Source organism: Agrococcus carbonis (assembly GCF_900104705.1).
GTDB classification, from domain to species: Bacteria; Actinomycetota; Actinomycetes; order Actinomycetales; family Microbacteriaceae; genus Agrococcus; species Agrococcus carbonis.
On the sequence record NZ_LT629734.1, the window covers coordinates 1,590,172 to 1,609,038 of the forward strand.

22 protein-coding genes are annotated in these 18,867 nt (G+C 74.9%); 11 read left to right on the forward strand and 11 right to left on the reverse strand.

All coding sequences use genetic code 11. The features are described 5' to 3' along the window. Positions 1-24 precede the first annotated feature (24 nt). Complete coding sequence (locus BLT67_RS07670; protein ID WP_092666471.1) at positions 25-1,185, reverse strand: ABC transporter ATP-binding protein; 1,161 nt, start codon at positions 1,183-1,185, stop codon at positions 25-27. Between the two features lie 110 nt (positions 1,186-1,295). Between BLT67_RS07670 and BLT67_RS07675 the strand changes: the two genes are divergently transcribed. Further along, entirely contained in the window at positions 1,296-2,276 is a 981-nt protein-coding gene (locus BLT67_RS07675) for an NYN domain-containing protein (protein ID WP_092666472.1), read from the forward strand. Positions 2,277-2,342: 66 nt separating this feature from the next. Here BLT67_RS07675 and BLT67_RS07680 read toward each other — a convergent pair whose 3' ends face one another. Then, on the reverse strand, positions 2,343-2,864 hold the full coding sequence (locus BLT67_RS07680) for a hypothetical protein (protein WP_092666473.1): 522 nt from the start codon (positions 2,862-2,864) through the stop codon (positions 2,343-2,345). A gap of 200 nt (positions 2,865-3,064) precedes the next feature. On the opposite strand from BLT67_RS07680, the gene BLT67_RS07685 reads away from it, so the two are divergent. Next, on the forward strand, positions 3,065-3,985 hold the full coding sequence (locus BLT67_RS07685) for an Fpg/Nei family DNA glycosylase (RefSeq protein ID WP_092666474.1): 921 nt from the start codon (positions 3,065-3,067) through the stop codon (positions 3,983-3,985). Positions 3,986-3,994: 9 nt separating this feature from the next. Here the strand turns inward: BLT67_RS07685 and BLT67_RS07690 are convergent, their stop codons facing one another. The 3 genes from BLT67_RS07690 to BLT67_RS07700 all read right to left on the reverse strand — a co-directional run bounded on the left by BLT67_RS07690 (position 3,995) and on the right by BLT67_RS07700 (position 6,304). Then, on the reverse strand, positions 3,995-4,270 hold the full coding sequence (locus tag BLT67_RS07690) for a YciI family protein (protein ID WP_092666475.1): 276 nt from the start codon (positions 4,268-4,270) through the stop codon (positions 3,995-3,997). Between the two features lie 111 nt (positions 4,271-4,381). Beyond that, the gene (locus BLT67_RS07695) at positions 4,382-4,957 is read right to left on the reverse strand and encodes an NADPH-dependent FMN reductase (protein ID WP_092666476.1); all 576 of its coding nucleotides are present in this window, start codon (positions 4,955-4,957) and stop codon (positions 4,382-4,384) included. A 126-nt stretch (positions 4,958-5,083) separates the two neighbouring features. After that, positions 5,084-6,304: an amidohydrolase gene (locus BLT67_RS07700; RefSeq protein ID WP_092666477.1), complete on the reverse strand. Its 1,221-nt coding sequence runs from the start codon at positions 6,302-6,304 to the stop codon at positions 5,084-5,086. Positions 6,305-6,382: 78 nt separating this feature from the next. Here BLT67_RS07700 and BLT67_RS07705 point away from each other — a divergent pair, with 78 nt between their 5' ends. The 4 genes from BLT67_RS07705 (at position 6,383) to BLT67_RS07720 (ending at position 8,238) form a co-directional block, all read left to right on the forward strand. Next, positions 6,383-6,967: a hypothetical protein gene (locus BLT67_RS07705; RefSeq protein WP_092666478.1), complete on the forward strand. Its 585-nt coding sequence runs from the start codon at positions 6,383-6,385 to the stop codon at positions 6,965-6,967. Further along, positions 6,964-7,227: a hypothetical protein gene (locus BLT67_RS07710; RefSeq protein ID WP_092666479.1), complete on the forward strand. Its 264-nt coding sequence runs from the start codon at positions 6,964-6,966 to the stop codon at positions 7,225-7,227. The genes BLT67_RS07705 and BLT67_RS07710 overlap by 4 nt, the downstream gene beginning before the upstream one ends. Further along, complete coding sequence (locus BLT67_RS07715) at positions 7,224-7,817, forward strand: hypothetical protein (RefSeq protein WP_092666480.1); 594 nt, start codon at positions 7,224-7,226, stop codon at positions 7,815-7,817. The genes BLT67_RS07710 and BLT67_RS07715 overlap by 4 nt, the downstream gene beginning before the upstream one ends. A gap of 73 nt (positions 7,818-7,890) precedes the next feature. Beyond that, complete coding sequence (locus BLT67_RS07720; RefSeq protein ID WP_092667581.1) at positions 7,891-8,238, forward strand: YciI family protein; 348 nt, start codon at positions 7,891-7,893, stop codon at positions 8,236-8,238. Position 8,239: 1 nt separating this feature from the next. On the opposite strand, the gene BLT67_RS07725 is transcribed toward BLT67_RS07720, so the two are convergent. Together BLT67_RS07725 and BLT67_RS07730 are read right to left on the reverse strand one after the other, a co-directional pair. After that, the gene (locus tag BLT67_RS07725; RefSeq protein ID WP_231945441.1) at positions 8,240-8,893 is read right to left on the reverse strand and encodes a response regulator transcription factor; all 654 of its coding nucleotides are present in this window, start codon (positions 8,891-8,893) and stop codon (positions 8,240-8,242) included. Then, positions 8,890-10,068 (reverse strand): sensor histidine kinase, encoded by a 1,179-nt coding sequence (locus BLT67_RS07730; RefSeq protein ID WP_092666482.1) that lies wholly within the window; start codon positions 10,066-10,068, stop codon positions 8,890-8,892. Before BLT67_RS07730 ends, BLT67_RS07725 begins: the two co-directional genes overlap by 4 nt. 118 nt (positions 10,069-10,186) lie before the next feature. On the opposite strand from BLT67_RS07730, the gene BLT67_RS07735 reads away from it, so the two are divergent. The 3 genes from BLT67_RS07735 (at position 10,187) to BLT67_RS07745 (ending at position 13,097) form a co-directional block, all read left to right on the forward strand. Then, positions 10,187-10,942: a GAP family protein gene (locus BLT67_RS07735; RefSeq protein WP_092666483.1), complete on the forward strand. Its 756-nt coding sequence runs from the start codon at positions 10,187-10,189 to the stop codon at positions 10,940-10,942. Positions 10,943-11,024: 82 nt separating this feature from the next. Continuing rightward, positions 11,025-11,465: a Fur family transcriptional regulator gene (locus BLT67_RS07740; RefSeq protein ID WP_092666484.1), complete on the forward strand. Its 441-nt coding sequence runs from the start codon at positions 11,025-11,027 to the stop codon at positions 11,463-11,465. A gap of 126 nt (positions 11,466-11,591) precedes the next feature. Continuing rightward, positions 11,592-13,097, forward strand: coding sequence for a catalase (locus tag BLT67_RS07745; protein WP_092666485.1), 1,506 nt, complete (start codon positions 11,592-11,594; stop codon positions 13,095-13,097). Between the two features lie 64 nt (positions 13,098-13,161). On the opposite strand, the gene BLT67_RS07750 is transcribed toward BLT67_RS07745, so the two are convergent. The 4 genes from BLT67_RS07750 to BLT67_RS07765 form a co-directional block, all read right to left on the reverse strand. Then, positions 13,162-14,178 (reverse strand): zinc-binding dehydrogenase, encoded by a 1,017-nt coding sequence (locus BLT67_RS07750; RefSeq protein ID WP_092666486.1) that lies wholly within the window; start codon positions 14,176-14,178, stop codon positions 13,162-13,164. Positions 14,179-14,295: 117 nt separating this feature from the next. Next, positions 14,296-14,856 carry a GAD-like domain-containing protein gene (locus BLT67_RS07755; protein ID WP_092666487.1) on the reverse strand — a complete coding sequence of 187 codons (561 nt, stop codon included), beginning with the start codon at positions 14,854-14,856 and terminating at the stop codon, positions 14,296-14,298. 11 nt (positions 14,857-14,867) lie between these two features. Continuing rightward, a complete protein-coding gene (purB, locus tag BLT67_RS07760) occupies positions 14,868-16,247 on the reverse strand; it encodes an adenylosuccinate lyase (protein ID WP_092666488.1) in 1,380 nt (459 codons plus the stop codon). 9 nt (positions 16,248-16,256) lie between these two features. Beyond that, complete coding sequence (locus tag BLT67_RS07765) at positions 16,257-16,772, reverse strand: low molecular weight protein-tyrosine-phosphatase (protein WP_231945442.1); 516 nt, start codon at positions 16,770-16,772, stop codon at positions 16,257-16,259. 122 nt (positions 16,773-16,894) lie between these two features. Between BLT67_RS07765 and BLT67_RS07770 the strand changes: the two genes are divergently transcribed. Beyond that, positions 16,895-17,167, forward strand: coding sequence for a hypothetical protein (locus BLT67_RS07770; protein ID WP_092666490.1), 273 nt, complete (start codon positions 16,895-16,897; stop codon positions 17,165-17,167). Then, entirely contained in the window at positions 17,164-18,843 is a 1,680-nt protein-coding gene (locus tag BLT67_RS13400) for a serine/threonine-protein kinase (RefSeq protein ID WP_157674271.1), read from the forward strand. The genes BLT67_RS07770 and BLT67_RS13400 overlap by 4 nt, the downstream gene beginning before the upstream one ends. Positions 18,844-18,867: the final 24 nt, after the last annotated feature.

Consider the following 18,867-nt stretch of genomic DNA (forward strand, 5'->3'; position numbering starts at 1 on the left):
CCTCCTGCTGGTGCTGGGTCGAGGTCAGAGGGTCGGGGGGTCGACGTGGCCGCCCGCAGCGGCGGCGTCGGTTCGGGGGAAGAGCTGCACGTGCTCGGGCGACCACGAGCAGCGCACGGCGTCGCCGACGCTCGCGTGGAGCGCCTGGGGTGTGGGCTGACGCACGACGATGCTCTGGTCGTCGCCGAGGCGCACGAGGTGCTGCTGCGTCTCGCCGAGGTGCGAGACGCCGAGCAGCGTGCCGCGCACGGCGTTCGCGTCGGGCATCGGCTCGCCGGTGTCGCGTTCGATCCGCACGTGCTCGGGCCGCACCGCCGCGGTGCCCTCGCTCGCCGCGAGCGGCCCGCCAGAGGAGCGCAGCAGCACGTGCGACGACGCGACCGCGCGGCCGCCCTCGGCGAGCGGGCCCTCGAAGAAGTTCTGCTGCCCGACGAAGGCGGCGACGTAGGCGGATGCGGGGCGCGCGTAGACGGCGTCGGGGTCGCCGAGCTGCTCGACGCGCCCCTCGCGCATGATCGCGATGCGGTCGCTCATCGAGAGCGCCTCGGCCTGGTCGTGCGTGACGAAGACGAACGTGATGCCGATGTGCGACTGGAGGAGCTTGAGCTCGAGCTGCATCTCCTCGCGCAGCTTGCGGTCGAGGGCGCCGAGCGGCTCGTCGAGCAGCAGCACGGCGGGGCGGTTGACGAGCGCGCGGGCGAGCGCGACGCGCTGCTGCTGGCCCCCCGAGAGCATCGTCGGCTTGCGGTCGGCGAAGCGCCGCATCTGCACCATGTCGAGCGCGTCGGTCACGCGCTCGCGGATCTCGGAGCGCGGCGTGCGGCGCTGCTGCAGCCCGTAGGCGACGTTCTCGGCGACCGACATGTGCGGGAAGAGCGCGTACGCCTGGAAGACCGTGTTGACGTCGCGCCGGTGGGGCGGGCGGCCGAGCACGCTCGCGCCCGAGATGCGGATGTCGCCCGAGTCGGGGTGCTCGAAGCCCGCGATCATGCGCAGCGTCGTGGTCTTGCCGCAGCCGGAGGGGCCGAGCAGCGAGAGGAACTCGCCGGGGCGGATGTCGAGCGAGACGTCGTCGACCGCGAGCTGCTCGCCGTAGCGCTTGCTGACGTGCTCGAGCTGCACGCCGCCGCGCGCGGGATCGGTCGCGGTGCCCGGTGCCCGGGTGGCTTCGACTGCGTTCGACAACGGCCGGCCTCTCGTTCCCGCGCCCCTCGTTGGGCGCGTGATCAATACTGTAGGCACATGTCGTGGCCGAGTCCACGGATCGGCGCGCGGCGGCCTGTCAGACTGAGTGCATGCCGACAGACCACGAGGCGCGCGTCGCCGTCTACATCGACTTCGACAACATCCTCATCTCACGGTACGACCAGCTGCACGGCCGCGGGGCGTTCCACAGCGACAAGGTGCGCACCCTGCCGCCGGACGGCCGCGAGTCGAAGGCTCGCACCCGCTTCGCCGAGGCGCGCGTCGACCTCGGCGCGATCATCGACTACGCCTCGAGCTTCGGCTCGATCGTGCTGAGCCGCGCCTACGCCGACTGGTCGGTGCCGGCGCACGCCGCGTACCGCGATCAGCTGCTCGCCCGCGCCGTCGACCTCGTCCAGATGTTCCCGACCACCCGGGCGCTCAAGAACGGCGCCGACATCCGCCTCGCGGTCGACGTGGTCGAGGACCTCTTCCGGCTCGACGCCATCACCCACGTCGTGATCGTCGCGGGCGACAGCGACTACATCGCGCTCGCGCAGCGCGCGAAGCGGCTCGGCAGCTATGTCGTCGGCATCGGCGTCGCCGGCAGCACCTCGAAGTCGCTCGCCGCGGCGTGCGACGAGTTCGCCGACTACGACGCGCTCCCCGGCATCGAGCCCGTGCAGATCGAGCAGGCCGAGCCGGATGCGCCCGAGCCGACGCCCGAGCAGGCGCAGCAGATCGAGGCCGAGGCCGAGCAGGAGGCCGAGAAGAGGCCCGCGCGCCGGCGCCGCCGCGCGACGAGCGCATCCGTCGCCGCCGAGCAGGACGAGGTCGCGATGTCGACCGACCAGCGCAGGGACGCCGCGACGGGCCTGCTCGAGCGGGCCCTCCGCATCCTGCACCAGAAGACCGACGACGAGTGGCTGCACGCCAACGTCGTCAAGGAGCAGATGAAGCGCATGGACCCGGTCTTCAACGAGAAGTCGATCGGCCACAAGTCGTTCTCGGACTTCGTGACCGCGCGGGACGCGCTCGTCGAGCTGCGCGAGGAGGGCCAGGCGCGCCTGCTGCGGCTCAAGGACGCCTGACCCGCCACGACGACGCGCCCCGCCGGGCTGACCGGCGGGGCGCGTCGTCGTGCGGTGTGGCGGTGCTCAGTCGTTCGACGCGGCGGAGGCGGGGGAGTCGGCCGAGGGCACCGACGCCGGCGTCTGCGCCGACACCGGGGACTGCGCGGACACGGGGGACTGCGCCGACGGCGGGGTCTGGGCCGACACGGGCGACGGCGCCGACATCGGCGACTGCGCCGAGGCCGGGGACTGGGCCGATGCGGGGCTCGGTGCCGATGCGGGGCTCGGGCTGGAGTCCTGCGCCTGCTGGGCGACCGGCGCCTGCTGCTGCGCGGGAGCGGGGGCCGCGGTGGCCGACGGTGCCGAGGCGGGCGTCTGCGCCGTCGTCGCCGAGACGACGGATGCGTGGTCGCCGCTCGTGCGGATCTGCACGCTCGCGCGCTCGGTCAGGTCGCCGCGCACGGCCTTCTCGACGACGGCGCTGTCGACGGGCGCGCCGTCGGCGCCGCGCAGCTCGACGGCGTTCGCGACGCTCGCGGCGCTCGCGGCGATGGCGCCGAGACCGAGCGCGCTGACGGTGCTGATCGCGATCCACTTCGTGTGCATGGTGTTCCTCCTGTGTGCGGTGAGCGGATGCTCGTGGGCTGGTGCTCACCACTCTCGCGATCGCGCGTGAGGCGGTGAGGAGCGCTCGGTGAGAGGCGTCTCATGTGCGCGCGGGCGAGGCGCGCGCCCGCTCGAGCGCCGGGACTCGAGCCTCGGGAGTCGAGCGCCGCCAGGTGGGCGCGGGGGTGCAGACTGGGCGCATGCCGGAGCTGCCGGAGGTCGAGGCACTCGCGGCCGATCTGCGCGGGCGCCTGGTCGGCCGCGTGATCCGTCGCGTCGACGTCACCGAGATCGCCGCGCTCAAGACCTTCGACCCATCCGTCGACGCGCTGCGCGGCGCCGCGTTCACGAGCGCGGACCGGCGCGGCAAGCACCTCGTGCTCGGGGTCGAGGGCGGGCTGTTCCTCGTGCTGCACCTCGCGCGCTCCGGCTGGGTGCGGTGGCGCGAGGCCGCTCCGCGGCCGACCGCGGGCCGGGGGCGCGGGCCGCTCGCCGCGCGCGCGATCCTCGAAGCGTCCGACGGGCAGGCTGCGGCCGGCCCCGACGGGATCGGTCCGGGCGCCGGGGGCGACGGCTTCGACGTCACCGAGCAGGCGACGCACAAGCGGCTCGCCATCCACGTCGTGCACCATCCCGACCAGGTGCTGTCGATCGCGACCCTCGGTCCCGAGCCGCTCGACGACGCCTTCACCGAGGAGCGCTTCGCCGCGATCCTCGCGCACGCGGGGCGCGCGCAGATCAAGGGCGTGCTGCGCGACCAGCAGCGCATCGCCGGCATCGGCAACGCCTACTCCGACGAGATCCTGCACGCCGCGCGGATGTCGCCGTTCCACCCGGCCTCGATGCCGGCCGATGAGGTGCACCGGCTCTACGAGGCGCTGCGGCAGGTGCTCGGCGACGCCGTCGAGCGCGCGATGGGCGTGCCCGCCGCGTCGCTCAAAGCCGAGAAGCGGCAGGGGATGCGGGTGCACGGCCGGAAGGGCGAGGCGTGCCCGGTGTGCGGCGACACCGTGCGCCAGGTCATCTACGCCGACTCGACCTTCGAGTACTGCGCCACGTGCCAGACGGGCGGCAAGCCGCTCGCCGACCGCGTGCTGTCGCGGCTCGGCGTGCGCCGCTGACGCGCTCGATCAGGCGCTCGGGATCCCGCCGCTCGCGATCGTCCACGGCTGCACCGTCTCGACCCGCACGCCGGGGGCCGAGTAGTACGGGTCGTCGTCGAGCGCCGCGCGCACGACCTCCATGTCGTCGGTCGCGAAGACGAGCAGCGCGCCCGACTGGTCGGCGAACGGGCCGCCGGCCAGCAGCACGCCCTGCTCGGCCAGCGCCGCCGAGCGCTCGCGGTGCGCGGGGCGCAGGTCGAGCCTGGCGGGGTCGTCGGAGAACGAGAGGATGACGGCGATCATGCTCCCAGCCTAGGCACGGCGCTGCGTCCGAGCCGTCGGCGGCGACGCGAAGGGCGGATGCGCCGCCGGATTCGGCAGCGCATCCGCCCCTCGTGGTGCGGTGCGGTCGTCTCAGACGGCGACGCGCTCGGCGGCGGATGCCGCGACGACCTGCTGCGCGAGCTCGCGGAGGCCCTCGATCGAGCGGCCGACGAAGGCCGCGGCGTCGACCATGCGCATCGACTCGTCGAAGTCGGTGGGCTCGAACGCCATCTGCACGCCCTCGCCCTGCAGGTCGAGGCCGATGTAGGCGAGCACGGCGGTCAGCTGGGCGGCCGCCGAGCGGCCGCCGGCCCAGCCGTACGAGACGACGGCGGCGGGCTTGCCGACCCACTCGTGCTTGAGGTAGTCGATCGCGTTCTTGAGCGCGGCCGGGTAGCCCGAGTTGTAGTCGGGCGTGACGAACACGACGCCGTCGAGGGCCTCGATGCGCTCGGCCCACGCGATGGTGTGCGGCTCGGTGCGCACGCCCGAGGCGGGCGGCAGCGCCTCGTCGAGCAGCGGCAGGCGCAGCTCGGCGAGGTCGAGCATGATCGCCTCGGCGCCGGCATCCTCGAGCAGCGCGACGAGCTCGTCGGCGACGGGTCGGCCGACGCGGACGGGGCGGGTGCTGCCGACGATGATGCCGACCTTGGGGCGCTCGGACATGGGTCTCCTCAGGGGTAGGGGGAAGCTGCGTGCGCGCGCGTCGCCGCGCGCGCCGATGTCAGACAACGCGCTCGAGGCGCGCGCATTCCCGGCCCGGATGCGGTGCCGCGGCCGGGCGGGCGGGGTTCAGGCCAGGAAGGCCCGCACCGCCGCGACCATCGCGCGCGTCGCCGTGTCGAGCGTCGGCTGGAGCACCGGGATGAAGTTCGGGGCGTGGTTCGAGGGCACGTCCTGGTCGAAGGTGCCGCGCTCGCGGGCCTCGGCGACGAGCTGCGGGTCGAAGCCGCCGTACATCCAGAAGACGTACGGCGCGCCCCAGACGGCGGGCAGGTAGCTGAAGTCCTCCGAGCCGAGGTACTGCGGCGAGGGCACATGGGCCTCGCCGAACTCGGCGTCGAACGCCGCGCCCACGCGGGCGGCCGCATCCGCGTCGTTGATCGTGAGCGGCGCGATGTCGCCGGTCTCGATGAGCGCGGGCGGCGCGCCCGCCACCTGGCACTCGCCCTGCACGATGCGCTCGATCGCGGCGATCATGCGCTGCCGCACGGCCGGCTCGAAGGTGCGGATGTTGATCTCGAAGCGCGCCTGGTCGGGGATGATGTTCTGCTTGTTGCCGGCGTGGAACGTGCCGATCGTGAGCACCGCACGCTCGGCCGGTGCGACCTCGCGCGAGACGATCGTCTGCAGCCGCAGCACCATGCTCGCCGCGAGCACGATCGGGTCGATGGTCTTCTCGGGCTGCGAGCCGTGGCCGCCTCGGCCGCGCACCGTCACGATGAAGTGGTCGCTCGCGGCCATGATCGGCCCGGCCGCGGTCTGCACCTCGCCGGCGGCGCCGGGCATGACGTGCTGGCCGAGGGCGACGTCGATGCCGCCCGGCAGCAGCTCGCGCAGCGCGTCCTGCATGCCCGCGGCGCCCTGCATGACCTCCTCTGCGGGCTGGAAGACGGCGACGATCGTGCCCGACCAGTCGTCCTGGTCGACGAGCACGTGGAGCGCGCCCTGCAGGCCCGCCATGTGCGTGTCGTGGCCGCACGCGTGCATGACGCCGACGGTCTGGCCGTCGAGCTGGTCGGTGACGGTCGAGCGGTAGGGCACCTGCTCGGCCTCGGTGACCGGCAGCGCATCCATGTCGGCGCGCACGAGCACGGTCGGACCCTCGCCGCGGCGCAGGATGCCGACGACGCCGGTCGCCTCGCCCACCTGCTCGTGCACCTCGAACCCGAGCCCGCGCAGCAGCTCGGCCATGCGGGCGGCGCTGCGATGCTCCCGGTTGGAGAGCTCGGGGCTCGCGTGGAGCTCGCGGTAGAGGTCTTCGATGAACGGCCGGTGGCTCTCGAGCGTCATGCGCTCCAGGCTACGCTCCTCGGCCGGACGCCCGGTCGGCGAGCGACGGTAGGATCGAGGGGAACTGTGAGGAGACCCGTGACCGCCACGCCGACCGCCTCGCAGGGGCTGCAGCTCTGGCACCTCCCTGCGCTGCGAGCCGTCCCCGCCCTCCTCGTCGGCCTGCCGCTGCCGTTCATCCAGCTGCACTCGCCGCTCGTGGGGCTCATCGCGCTCGCGCTGCTGCTCGGCGGCACCGCGCTCGCCCTCTTCGCCGGCCGCCGCGCCGTGCCCGAGGGAGCCGGCGCGTGGCCCGTGCCGGTCGCGGCCTGGACGGCCGTCATGGCCGTCGTCGCCGCCGTGCTCGGCGCCGTCTCGGCCACCGAGCTCGCGCTCGGCCTCGCGGTCGCGGCGTGGGCCATCCCGGCGGGCGCGCTCGAGCTGCGGGCGTGGTGGCGGATGCGTGCCGTCACGGAGCCGCGCATCCTGCGGCTCGCGCGCGACTGGCGCGCCGTCGGCGTCCTCACGATCCTCCTGGGCCTCGTGTTCGCGCTGCTGCGCGACGCCGTGACCCTCACCGGCCTCGTCGGCGCGTACGCCGTCATCGTCGGCGTCTACCACGCGCTCGCGGCCCTCTCCGCGCGCCCGGCGCGCACCACCACGAGCGAGCGGAGCGATGCATGAGCGATCAGCGCCCCACCCCCGACCAGCCCTCGCGCCGGCAGCGGCTGAAGCCCTTCGAGTACCTCGCCTTCGCCGGCGGCGTGGGCGTCTTCATCGGTCTCGTCATCCTGCTGGCCGTGCGCGACGTCGTGCTCGCGCTCGTCTTCGGCGGCATCGGCTTCATCGCCACGCTGCTGCTCACCGCCACGATGATGCTCGCGATCAAGCCCAAGGGCCGGTCGTCGGCCGACCTCGACAAGCGCGAGGGCTTCGAGCCGTGAGCCGGGCGCCGCGCGTCGCGGCGCTGCTGCTGACGTCGGCGGTCGCGGTGAGCGGCTGCGCCGTCGTCGGGCCCGCGGGGCAGGGATCGGCCGAGCCCGCGCCCGCTTCGTCGCCCACCGCGTCCGGCGCCGCGCCCGACGGCCCGCACCTCGTGGCCGAGGGCCTCGTGTTCGATGCCGCCGCGCACGACGTCGATCCCGACGGCGACTGCGAGGGCGTCTCGGGGCGCGAGAGATGGGAGTCGTTCGACCGCGCCGCGTGGCCGGCGCTCGACGTGCCCGCGGGCTCGGCGACCCTCACGTGCGGCAACGCCTCCGGCGCCGGCTGGCGCCACATCGCCGACGGGCACACCGGTGACTTCGGCGAGCTCGCCGACCCGATCGGCGCCTCGTGGGAGGACGTCGCGGTGTTCGCGATCGACCGCGCGCTCGAGCAGCCGACCCGGGTGGAGCCCTACCGCGACGACATCGTCAACTACGACGTGCTCGTCGAGCTCGTCGGCGCCGACGAGCCGCGCTCGTGGATGGTGACCGTGGGCGTCGGGCTCGGCACCGGCCAGGTCATCACCGCGTTCCCGGACGAGCAGTGACAGCGGGGGCGCCCGCGCGTATCCTGCTCGGGTGATCCGGCCGCGGACGGCCGGCGCGAACCGGGAGGCCCCGATGCCGCTGTTCATGATCTCGTTCCCGAGCGGGGAGATGCAGCTCGACGAAGGCGGCCTGCAGGCGGCTGCCGACGACGCGCACGCCGTCGTGCGCGAGGCGAAGGCCGCCGGCGTGTGGGTGTTCGGCGGCGGCATCGACGAATCGGTGCGGCCCACGCTCGTCTCGGCGGACGGCCGGGAGGAGGAGGGCACCTACCCGCAGACGGCCAGGCTCGAGGGCGGCTACACGATCATCGACGTGCCCAGCCGGGCGGATGCGGTGCATTGGGCCGCGAAGACCGCGGCGGCCTGCCGCTGCCGGCAGGAGCTGCGGCAGTTCCAGGACGACCCGGAGTCGCTGCCGTAGCTCAGCCCGCGAGCCCGGCCTCGCGCGCCACGATCGACGCCTGCAGTCGGCTCGTGCACCCGAGCTTGCCGAGCACGCGCGAGACGTGGGTCTTCGCCGTCGCGGCGCTGATGCCGAGCCGCTCGGCGAGCTCGGCGTTCGACAGCCCGGCGCCGAGCCCGGCGAGCACGTCGCGCTCGCGCGCGGTCAGCTCGGCCACCCCGGCGGGCGGCGCCGCTGCCGCAGGCTCGGGCGTCGCGGCGAACGCGTCGAGCACGCGCCGCGTCACCTCGGGGGCCATCACGCCCTCGCCGCGCGCGACCCGGCGCACCGCGTCGACGAGCGTCGCCGCATCCGCCGACTTCAGGAGGAAGCCGGCAGCCCCCGCGCGCAGCGCGCCGAAGACGTACTCGTCGAGGTCGAAGGTCGTGAGCACGAGCACGTGGGCCGATCCCTCCTCGAGGATCGCGCGGGTCGCCGCGATGCCGTCGGTGCCGGGCATCCGCACGTCCATGAGCACGACGTCGGGACGCAGCGTCCGGGCGTTGCGCACCGCGGCACGGCCGTCGCCGGCCTCGCCGACGACGTCGACGCCCGCCGCCTCGAGCAGCAGCCGCAGTCCGCCGCGGATCGCCGCGTGGTCGTCGGCGATCAGCACGCGCGGCGCGTCGGTCACGCGTGTAGGGGCAGCGTCGCTCGGACCGTCCATCGGGCACCTCCTCCGGCGTCGGGGCCCGCCGTGAGGTCGCCGCCGAGGGCGGCGGCGCGCTCGCGCATCATCCGCACGCCGAGACCCGCGGAGGGCGGCGGGGCGAACGCTCCCGCAGCATCCATCGCCGAGTCGATGCGCAGGGTCAGGGCGTCGCCCGCCCGCGCCACCCGCACCGCGACGGGCGCGCCGGGCGCGTGCTTCATCGCGTTGGTGAGCGACTCCTGCAGGATCCGGCCGGCCGCCTGGTCGACGGCGACCGGCATCGGCGGCGGATCGCCCTCGAGCGTCACCGAGAGCCCGAGCTCGCGCGCTCGGTCGAGTATGCCGTCGGCGTCGGTGAGCCGGTCGGGTGCTGCGGGTGGATCGCCGCCCGAGCGCAGCACGAGGATCATCGAGCGCATCTGCTCGAGGCTGCGGAGGCTCGCGGCGCGGATGGTCTCGAGCGACGCTCGCGCGGGTGCGGGCGCGGCGAGCGCCGCCTCGGTGTGGATCGCGATCGCGGCGAGCTCGCTCGCGATCGCGTCGTGGAGGTCTCGCGCCATGCGCGAGCGCTCCTCGCGCACCGCGCCGTGCTGCTCGAGGGCGGCGAGCTGCGCCAGGTCGTCCGCCCGCTGCGCCTCGAGGGCGGCGCGCGCCCGCTCGCGCTGCACCGCGAGGCCCCACCAGTAGGGCGTCGCGAGCACCGCGAAGAGCGAGAGGGCCGCGAGCACCGCCTGGCGCGCGTCGCCGGTGAGCGCGAACGTCAGCAGCGTGCCCACGACCGCGACCGCGGCGACGAGCAGCAGCAGCGCGCGCCGCCCGCGGTCGCTCGTGTGCAGCGTCGCGGCGTGCAGCAGGTCGATGAGCACGAGCAGCATGCCGAGGCTGCCGCCGAGCGCGAGGTCGACGGCGAAGAGCGCCGTGCCGGCGGCGAGGGCGCGCAGCGGCGCGCGCCGCTTCGCGAGCATCACCGTGCAGGCGACCGGCAGCAGGAGCGCCTGCAGCCCGACCGCGAGCTCGGGCAGCACGAGCGGTGCGGCCAGCACGCTCGAGATGTCGAGCGCGAGGAAGAGCCAGCCGAGCGCCAGCGTCGCGGCCGCCGTGAGCGGCACGCTCCACGCGCGGAGGCGCGCGATCAGCGGATGCGGGGCGTCGACCATGCCCTCATTCCAGCACGGCGCCTGCCCGCGCGCCGTCGGCCGAAGGATGTACGCGCGCGCGGCAGCTCGCGACCTTCGGGCGACGCGCGCGCAGGGCGGCCGCCGCGAGGGTCGGAGCGTGGAACCTGCTCTCGCCCTCTCCCTCGGCGCGCTCGCGCTCATCGACAGCCTCAGCATCGGCACGCTGCTCATCCCGCTGTTCTTCCTGCTGACGCCCGGCCGGCTGCGTGTCGTGCGCGTGCTCGTGTACCTCGCGACCATCGCGGCGTTCCACCTCGCGGTCGGCTTCGTGCTCTCGTTCGGCGCGGGCTGGTTCACGAGCGCCCTCGAGGCGATGAGCGAGAGTCAGCCGCTCCTCTGGGTGCAGCTCGTGCTGGGCGCGGCGCTGCTCGGCGGAGCCCTGCTCCTCGGCCGACCGGCGCCGAAGCCGGGCTCGCCCGAGGCCGCGGCGATCCTCGAGCGGCCGCCCGGTCGGCTCGCCGGCTGGCGCGACGCGGCGATGGATGGGCGGGGCACGGGAGCGCTCGTCGGCGTCGCGCTCGGCGCCGGCGCGCTCGAGCTGGCGACGATGCTGCCGTACCTCGCGGCCATCGGCCTCGTGTCGCAGGAGGACCTGCCGGTGCCGCTCCTCCTCGCGGTGCTCGCGGCCTACTGCGCCGTGATGATCGCGCCGGCGCTCCTGCTCCTCGCGGGGCGCGTGCTGCTGCGCCGGCTCGTGGAGCCGCCGCTCTCGCGGCTCACGCAGTGGCTCCAGCTCAACAGCGCCGAGAACACCGCGTGGATCGTCGGCATCGTCGGCTTCCTGCTCGCGCGCGACGCCGCGAGCAGGCTCGCGCTCTTCGAGCAGTCGGGCCTCGCCGGTCTGCTGCCGTAGCGCCCGGGGACGAGGGGGGGGGGCGGCACGCCGCGCGCCGACGGTTCTTTTGAATCGTTCACGATAGCGATAGGGTGAGGGCATGACGGATGCCGAGCTGCTGCGGGAGCACGGGCTGCGCGTGACGCAGCCCCGGCTCGCGGTGCTCGGCGCGCTCGACGCGCTGCCGCACGCGGACGCCGATGCGCTCCATCGCGAGCTCGTCGCCGCCGGCGGCGAGATCTCGGTGCAGTCGGTGCACAACGTGCTCGGCGACCTCACGGCGGCCGGGCTCGTGCGCCGCTTCGAGCCCGCGCGCTCGGCGGCGCGCTACGAGCGCCGCATCGGCGACAACCACCACCACGCCGTGTGCGAGCGGTGCGGCCGGGTCGACGACGTCGACTGCGTCGTCGGCGAGGCGCCCTGCCTGCACGCCGACGCCCCGCCGGGCTTCGCCGTCGCGGCGGCCGAGGTGACGTTCGTCGGCCTGTGCGCCGACTGCGTCGCGGCCGGCGCCGCCGCGCCCCCCGTGCCGACGGCCTGACCGCCGGCCGCACCCGCAGCACCCGGGCGACGACGCCCATCCGCTCGCCGCACGAGCGCGCGCGGCTCCGCCGCGCCCTGGACCACCTGCCAACCACGAACACGAGACGAGAAGGACGAGGACGACATGACGACTCCCACCACCAACAGCGTCGGCACCCCGATCGCGAGCGACGCGCATTCGCAGTCCGTCGGCGCCGACGGCGCCATCGCGCTGACCGACCACTACCTGGTCGAGAAGCTCGCCCACTTCAACCGCGAGCGCGTGCCGGAGCGCGTCGTGCACGCCAAGGGCGGCGGCGCATACGGCACGTTCGTCACGACCCACGACGTGAGCGCGTACACCCGCGCCGCCCTCTTCCAGCCGGGCGTCGAGACCGAGCTGCTCGCGCGCTTCTCGACCGTCGCCGGCGAGCAGGGCAGCCCCGACACGTGGCGCGACCCGCGCGGCTTCTCGCTGAAGTTCTACACGACCGAGGGCAACTACGACCTCGTCGGCAACAACACGCCCGTCTTCTTCATCCGCGACGGCATCAAGTTCCCCGACTTCATCCGCTCGCAGAAGCGCCTGCCGGGCAGCCACCTGCGCGACAACGACATGCAGTGGGACTTCTGGACCCTGAGCCCCGAGTCGGCGCACCAGGTGACGTGGCTGATGGGCGACCGCGGCCTGCCGAAGACGTGGCGCAACATGGACGGCTTCGGCTCGCACACCTACCAGTGGATCAACGCCTCGGGCGAGCGCTTCTGGGTGAAGTACCACTTCAAGACCAACCAGGGCAACGACTTCCTCACGCAGGCCGAGGCCGACCAGCTCGCGGGCAGCGACGCCGACCACCACATCCGCGACCTCTACAGCGCGATCGAGGAGGGCGACTTCCCGTCGTGGACCCTCTTCGTGCAGGTCATGCCCTACGAGGACGCCGCGACCTACCGGTTCAACCCGTTCGACCTCACGAAGGTGTGGCCGCACGGCGACTACCCGCTCATCGAGGTCGGCCAGATGACGCTCAACCGGAACCCCGAGAACTACTTCGCCGAGATCGAGCAGGCGGCGTTCAGCCCCGCGCACTTCGTCCCGGGCATCGCCTCGAGCCCCGACAAGATGCTCCAGGCGCGCATCTTCAGCTACGCCGACGCGCAGCGCTACCGCATCGGCGCGAACCACGCGCAGCTGCCGGTCAACCAGGCCAAGGCCGCCGAGGTGCGCTCCTACGACAAGGAGGGCTCGATGCGCTACAGCTTCGGCCCCGCGAGCGCGCCGGTCTACGCCCCCAACTCGTTCGGCGGCCCCGCGGCCGACCCGGCAGCCGCCGGCGACGACCGCGGCTGGCACAGCGACGGCGAGCTCGTGCGCTCGGCCGTGACGCTCCACCCCGAGGACGACGACTTCGGCCAGGCCGGCACCCTCGTGCGCGAGGTGCTCACCGACGCCGAGCGCGCGCGCCTCGTGTCGAACATCGTCGGCCACGTCGGCAAGACGCGCGTGCCCGAGATCCGCGAGCGCGCGATCCAGTACTGGAAGAACGTCGACGCGGCGCTCGGCGCCGAGGTCGAGGCCGGGCTCACGCCCATCACCGAGCCCCGCACGTCGCTCGCCTCCGAGCCCGTGCGCACGCCCGCGGTCTTCTAGGCCCATGCACGACGCGGCCCGCATCCGGATCGACCGGGTGCGGGCCGCGTCGCGTCCGCGGCCATCAGGGCCGCAGCAGCACCTTGACCGCGCGCCGCTCGTCCATCGCGGCGTACGCCTCGGGCGCCTGCTCGAGCGGCAGCTCGAGGTCGAAGACCGCGGATGCGTCGAGGTCGCCGGCGAGGACGGCCGGCACGAGCTCCGGCAGGTAGCGCGTCACGGGCGCCATGCCGCCGCGCAAGCCGATGTTGCCGCGGAACGCGACGGGCCACGGGATCGCGGCGCCGTGCGGCACGCCCACGAAGCCGACGGTCGCGCCCGGGCGGGCGACGCGGAACGCCGTGACCATCGACTCCTCCGTGCCGACGCACTCGAGCACCGCATCCGCCCCGACCCCGCCGGTGAGCTCGCGCACCGCCTCCACGGCGTCGTCCCCGCGCTCGGGCACCAGATCGGTCGCGCCGAAGACGGTCGCGATGCGCTGGCGCTCGGGATTGCGGCTGAGCGCGATGATGCGCTCGGCGCCGAGCCGCCTCGCCGAGAGCACGCCGCACAGGCCGACCGCGCCGTCGCCGACCACGACCGCCGTCATGCCGGGCTCGACGCCCGCCGAGACGGCCGCGTGGTAGCCGGTGGGCAGCACGTCGCTGAGCGCGAGCACCGCCGCGTGCCGGGCGGCATCCGGCGCCTCGTCGAGCACGAAGCACGTCGCGTCGGCGTTCGTCACGCGCGTGAGCTCGGCCTGGCCGCTCGCGGTCATCGCGAGCTCGACGCAGCCCTGCGTCTGGCCCGCGAGGCAGTGCACGCAGCGGCCGCAGCAGTGGTCGAACGGCACGATGACGAAGTCGCCGACGCGCACGCGCCCGACGTCGCCGCCGACCGCCTCGACGACGCCGATCGCCTCGTGGCCGATCGTGCGCGGCTCGGGCACGGCGTTCGCGCCGCGGTAGGGCCAGAGGTCGGAGCCGCAGACGCAGCCGGCGACGACGCGCACGATCGCGTCGGTGGGTCGCTCGATGACGGGGTCGGCCCAGGTCTCGACGCGGATGTCGCCGGGCGCGTGCAGGATGGTGGCTCGCATGCCTCCAGCCTGGCACTGCCGGCCGGGGTGAGGCTGGGGCGAGGCCGGGGTGGGGCTCGGGCGAAGCTCGGCGCTCGGCGCTTGGCGGTCGGCGCGCGGTGCGGATCGCCCTGCGCCTCAGTGCAGGATCGGCCCCTGCCGGTCGAGCAGCGCCTCCACCGTCGGCAGCGCCGCGCGCCGCGCGAGCGCCTCGAGCGCCGGCGCCGGCTCGTCGGCGCGCTCGGGCAGGTGCGCGAGCACCTCGTCGTAGGCGGGTGCCCCGAGGCGCGCGACGGCCTCCGGGTAGGGCGCCCAGTCGAAGGCGCGCGCGAGGTGTGCCCGGCCGTGCTTCGCCGTCAGCTGCAGCAGGGTGCGCGGCCGCGAGCCGAGGCCGACCGCCCGGCGCTGCCGCAGCAGCAGACCGGTGACGCCGCGATCGGGCTCCCACAGCACCACGTCGGCGAGCGCCGTGACCATGATCGGCACCGCGCGGCCGTCGCCGATCATCTTGCCGAGCAGGTTGCCGATGCGCGCCTCGTAGGCGTGCGGGTCGACGACGCGCACGAAGCCGTCGCCGAACGAGCCGTAGCCGTAGCGCTCCCAGAGCTCGAGCACCTCCTCCGGCACGAGTCCCTCGTAGGCCGCGGCCGTCGCGGCGTCGACGGGCGCGTGCGGCGCGAAGTCGGGGATCTCGAGCACGCGCCGCCCCGCTACGGCAGCCGGTCGACGAGCGCGCTCGCGACGCCGGTGTACGCGGCCGGCGTGAGGCGGCGCAGGCGCTCCTTCGCCTCCCCTGAGATGTCGAGCCCGTCGACGAACGCGACGAGCTCGGCCTGGCCGACGCGCTGCCCCCGCGTGAGCTCCTTGAGCTGCGCGTAGGGGTCGGCGATCGACGAGCGGCCCGCGAGCACCTCGGCGCGGATCACCGTCTGGATCGCCTCGGCGAGCACCTCCCAGTTGCCCTCGAGCGCCGCGTCGAGCGCGGTGTCCGAGACGGCGATCTCCGACAGGCCCCGCTTCAGGTTGTCGAGCGCGAGCAGCGAGTGGCCGAGCGCGACGCCGATGTTGCGCTGGGTCGACGAGTCGGTGAGGTCGCGCTGCAGGCGGCTCGTGACGAGCGTGGCCGAGAGCGACTCGAGCAGCGCCGAGGCGATCTCGAGGTTCGCCTCGGCGTTCTCGAAGCGGATCGGGTTGATCTTGTGCGGCATCGTCGACGAGCCGGTGGCGCCCGCGACCGGGATCTGCGTGAACGTGCCGAGCATGATGTACGTCCACACGTCGGTCGCGAGGTTGTGCAGGATGCGGCCGGCGTGCGAGATCGCGCCGAAGAGCTCGGCCTGCCAGTCGTGCGACTCGATCTGCGTCGTGAGCGGGTTCCAGGTGAGCCCGAGGTGCTCGACGAACGCGGATGCGGTGGCAGGCCAGTCGGCGCCGGGCTCGGCCACGACGTGGGCCGAGAAGGTGCCGGTCGCGCCGGCGAACTTGCCGAGCACCTCGACCTGCTCGATGCGCCGCGCCTGGCGCTCGAGCCGCCACGCGACGACCGCGAGCTCCTTGCCGAGGGTCGTCGGGGTCGCGGGCTGGCCGTGCGTGAGCGACAGCATCGGGCGCTCGCGGTGCTCGTCGGCGAGCTCGCGCAGCCGGTCGATCACCGCGCGGAACGCGGGCATCCAGACGTCGGCGACCGCCGCGCGGATGGTGAGCGCATAGGAGAGGTTGTTGATGTCCTCGCTCGTGCACGCGATGTGCACGGCCTCCGACAGCCGCGCGAGGCCCTGCTGCTCGAGCCGGTCGCGCACGAGGTACTCGACCGCCTTCACGTCGTGGCGCGTCACCGCCTCCTTCTCGGCGAGCCAGTCGATCTCGGCCTGGCCGAACCCGGCCGCCCACTGCCGCAGCGCATCCGCATCGCCCGCCTCGACGGGCTCGGCGCCGAAGAGCCGGTGCTCGGCGACCCACAGCAGCCACTCGACCTCGACGTGCACGCGGGCGCGGTTGAGCCCGGCCTCCGACAGGTGCTCGGCGAGCGCCGAGGTCTGGCGCTGGTATCGGCCGTCGAGCGGCGAGAGGGGCTGGGTGGGCAGCGGCATGGGGCTCCTTCAGGGGCGCATGGCGGGCTGGATCTGGCGGAACAGCCTGCCGACGGCGGTCTCGATCTGGTGCAGGACGGTGCCGAAGAACGCGTCCTCCGAGTAGTAGGGGTCGGGCACGTCGGGCCCGGTGGCGTCGGGGTCGAACGCGAGCAGCAGGCGGATCTTCGAGAGCTGCTCCTCGTCGCCGCGCGCGAGCGAGCGCAGCGCGCGCTCCTGGCTGCGGTCGAAGGCGATCACGAGGTCGAAGCCGTCGAGCCACTCGGGCTGGAACTGCTTCGCGCGGTGGTCGACGGCGTCGTAGCCCGCGTCGGCGAGCGCGGCGAGCGTGCGCGGGTCGGCCGTCTCGCCCACGTGGTACTCGCTGATGCCCGCGCTCGCGACGAGCAGCCGGTCGGCGACGCCGTGCTGCTTCGCGAGGTGCGCGAAGACGACCTGCGCCATCGGCGAGCGGCAGATGTTGCCGGTGCACACGAAGCAGACGCGGAACCGCGTCGCATCGGCGAAGTCGCGGTCGATGGTCACCGCACCATTCTGGCAAACGCGCGCGCCCGCCGGGGGCGCGGGGCGAACTCTCCACAGCCGCAGCCGCGCGCTCCGCGGCGCGATCGGCTGCGATGCCATCGTCCCGGCAGGAGGTGGGGGCCATGACGATGACGGATGCGGCGGCCGCGGCCGCGCTCGCGGGCGCCGCTCGGGCGCGGGCGGTGGAGGAGGCGCGGGCGGCGAGCCTCGCGGTGGATCGCGCGCGGCGCGCCGCTGCGGGCGCGGCGGCGGCGATCGACCTGCGCGGCGCCGAGGGCTGGCTCGGGCCCGCGCGCGAGGCGTTCGACGCGCGCGTCGCCGCGCTGCGGGCGCGGCTCGCCGACGAGGAGCACGCGCTGCGGCTGCTCGGCAGCGCGATCGAGGGGGCGGTGTGAGCGGCTGGAGCGGGGGCGGCGGTGCGGCCGCGGAGGGAGTCGGCGCGGCAGCGGAGGGAGTCGGCGGGGCGGGGGCCGTCGTCGGGGGAGCGATCGCGGCGTTCGGCGGCAGCGGGGGATCGTTCGGCGGCCCGCTCGCGGGCGGGGGGTTCGCCGCCGTGGCCGGGGGCGGCGGCGCGTTCCGCGCGCCGGGCGGCGCAGCCGCCGCGGTCGCGTGGGACTCGAGCGCGACCGGCATCGCGTGCGCGCGGCTGCGCGACGGCGTCGCGCAGCTCGAGCTCGCGCTCGTCGCGCTCCGCGGCGTGCCCGACCTGCGGGTGCAGCCCGCGCCCGGCGTCGATCGCGCGGCGCTGCGCGCGTGCGCCGCCGAGCTCGACCTGCGCGCGCAGGAGGCGCAGCGGCTGTGCGGCGAGCTCGCTCGGCTCGAGGAGGCGACGCTCGTCGTCGGCCGCGCCTACGAGGCCGCGTCCGATCACGTGCGCGGCGCGATCGAGCGGCTCGCGGCCCCCGTCGCGCACGGCGCGGGCATGGCGCTGCGGCTCGCGATCCAGGGGGCGCTTGCGACGGCGCCCGCGTGGGCGCCGGGCGCGCTGCTCGGCGCCGGCGTCGCGGTGAGCGCCGTGCTCGCGATCGGGCTCGTCGGCGTGCCGGTCGCGGCGCGGCTCGCGGTCGCCGATCCCGAGCGCGCCGCCGAGCTCGTCGCGCGCGGGGGAGACGGCGCGCGCGACGCGCTCGAGCAGGCGTCGGCGCTCTGGGAGGGGCTCGGCGAGACGCTGCTCGCGAACCCGCTGTTCCGCGGCGCGCTCGCGATCGCGGTCGAGTCGGTCGACGAGGCGGTCGCCGGGTTCCTGCTCGTGCCGCCGCTGCCCGCCGGCGCGCTCGGGGAGCGCGTCGAGGACACCGTCGTGCACGCGGCGCTCGCCGCGTCCGCCGCGGGCGCGACGCGCCTCTTCACCGGATCCCCCGGTCGCGTGCGTGCCGGCGCCACGCGCGCCCTGCCCGCGCCCACCGGTCCCGTCGGATCCGGCGGCGCGGCGATGCGCATCCTCCGCGACGCCGAGCACCCCGTCACCGTCCGCACCCACCGGCTGCGCGACGGCACGCTCCACCACGAGGTGCTCGTGCGGGGCACCGAGTCGTGGGGGCCGTCGGCCGAGACGGGCCTCGACGGGCTCGCGAACCTCGAGAACGCCGCCTCCGTGCCGCGCAGCCTCCAGGGCTCGGATGCGGCGGTCGTCGAGGCGATGCGGGCGGCGGGCGTGCAGGAAGGCGACTCCGTCGATCTCTTCGGCTACTCGCAGGGCGGCGCGGCCGTCGCGAACGTCGCGGCGACCGGGCGGTTCGACGTGCGGTCGGTGCAGCTCGTGGGCGCCCCGGTCGGCGGCACCGAGATCCCGCCCGGTGTCGACGTGCTGAGCGTCGCGCACTCCGGCGACCTCGTCGCCGCGGGCGACGGCATGGCCGACGGCTCCGTCGACACCGCCTACCTCGAGAACCGCGGCGACGAGGGCCGCGGCGCGGCTCGCGATCACAGCGACGCCGACTACGTCACGACCCTCGACGCGGTCGACGGGCACGACTTCGTGATCGACGCGCACCAGGCGCGGCGCGCCGAGCGGATGGCCGGCGCGGTGCCCATACGCGCGGTCGGCATCGAGATCGAGCGGTCGCCGTGAGGCCGCCGCACGGCCGCCGCGGGG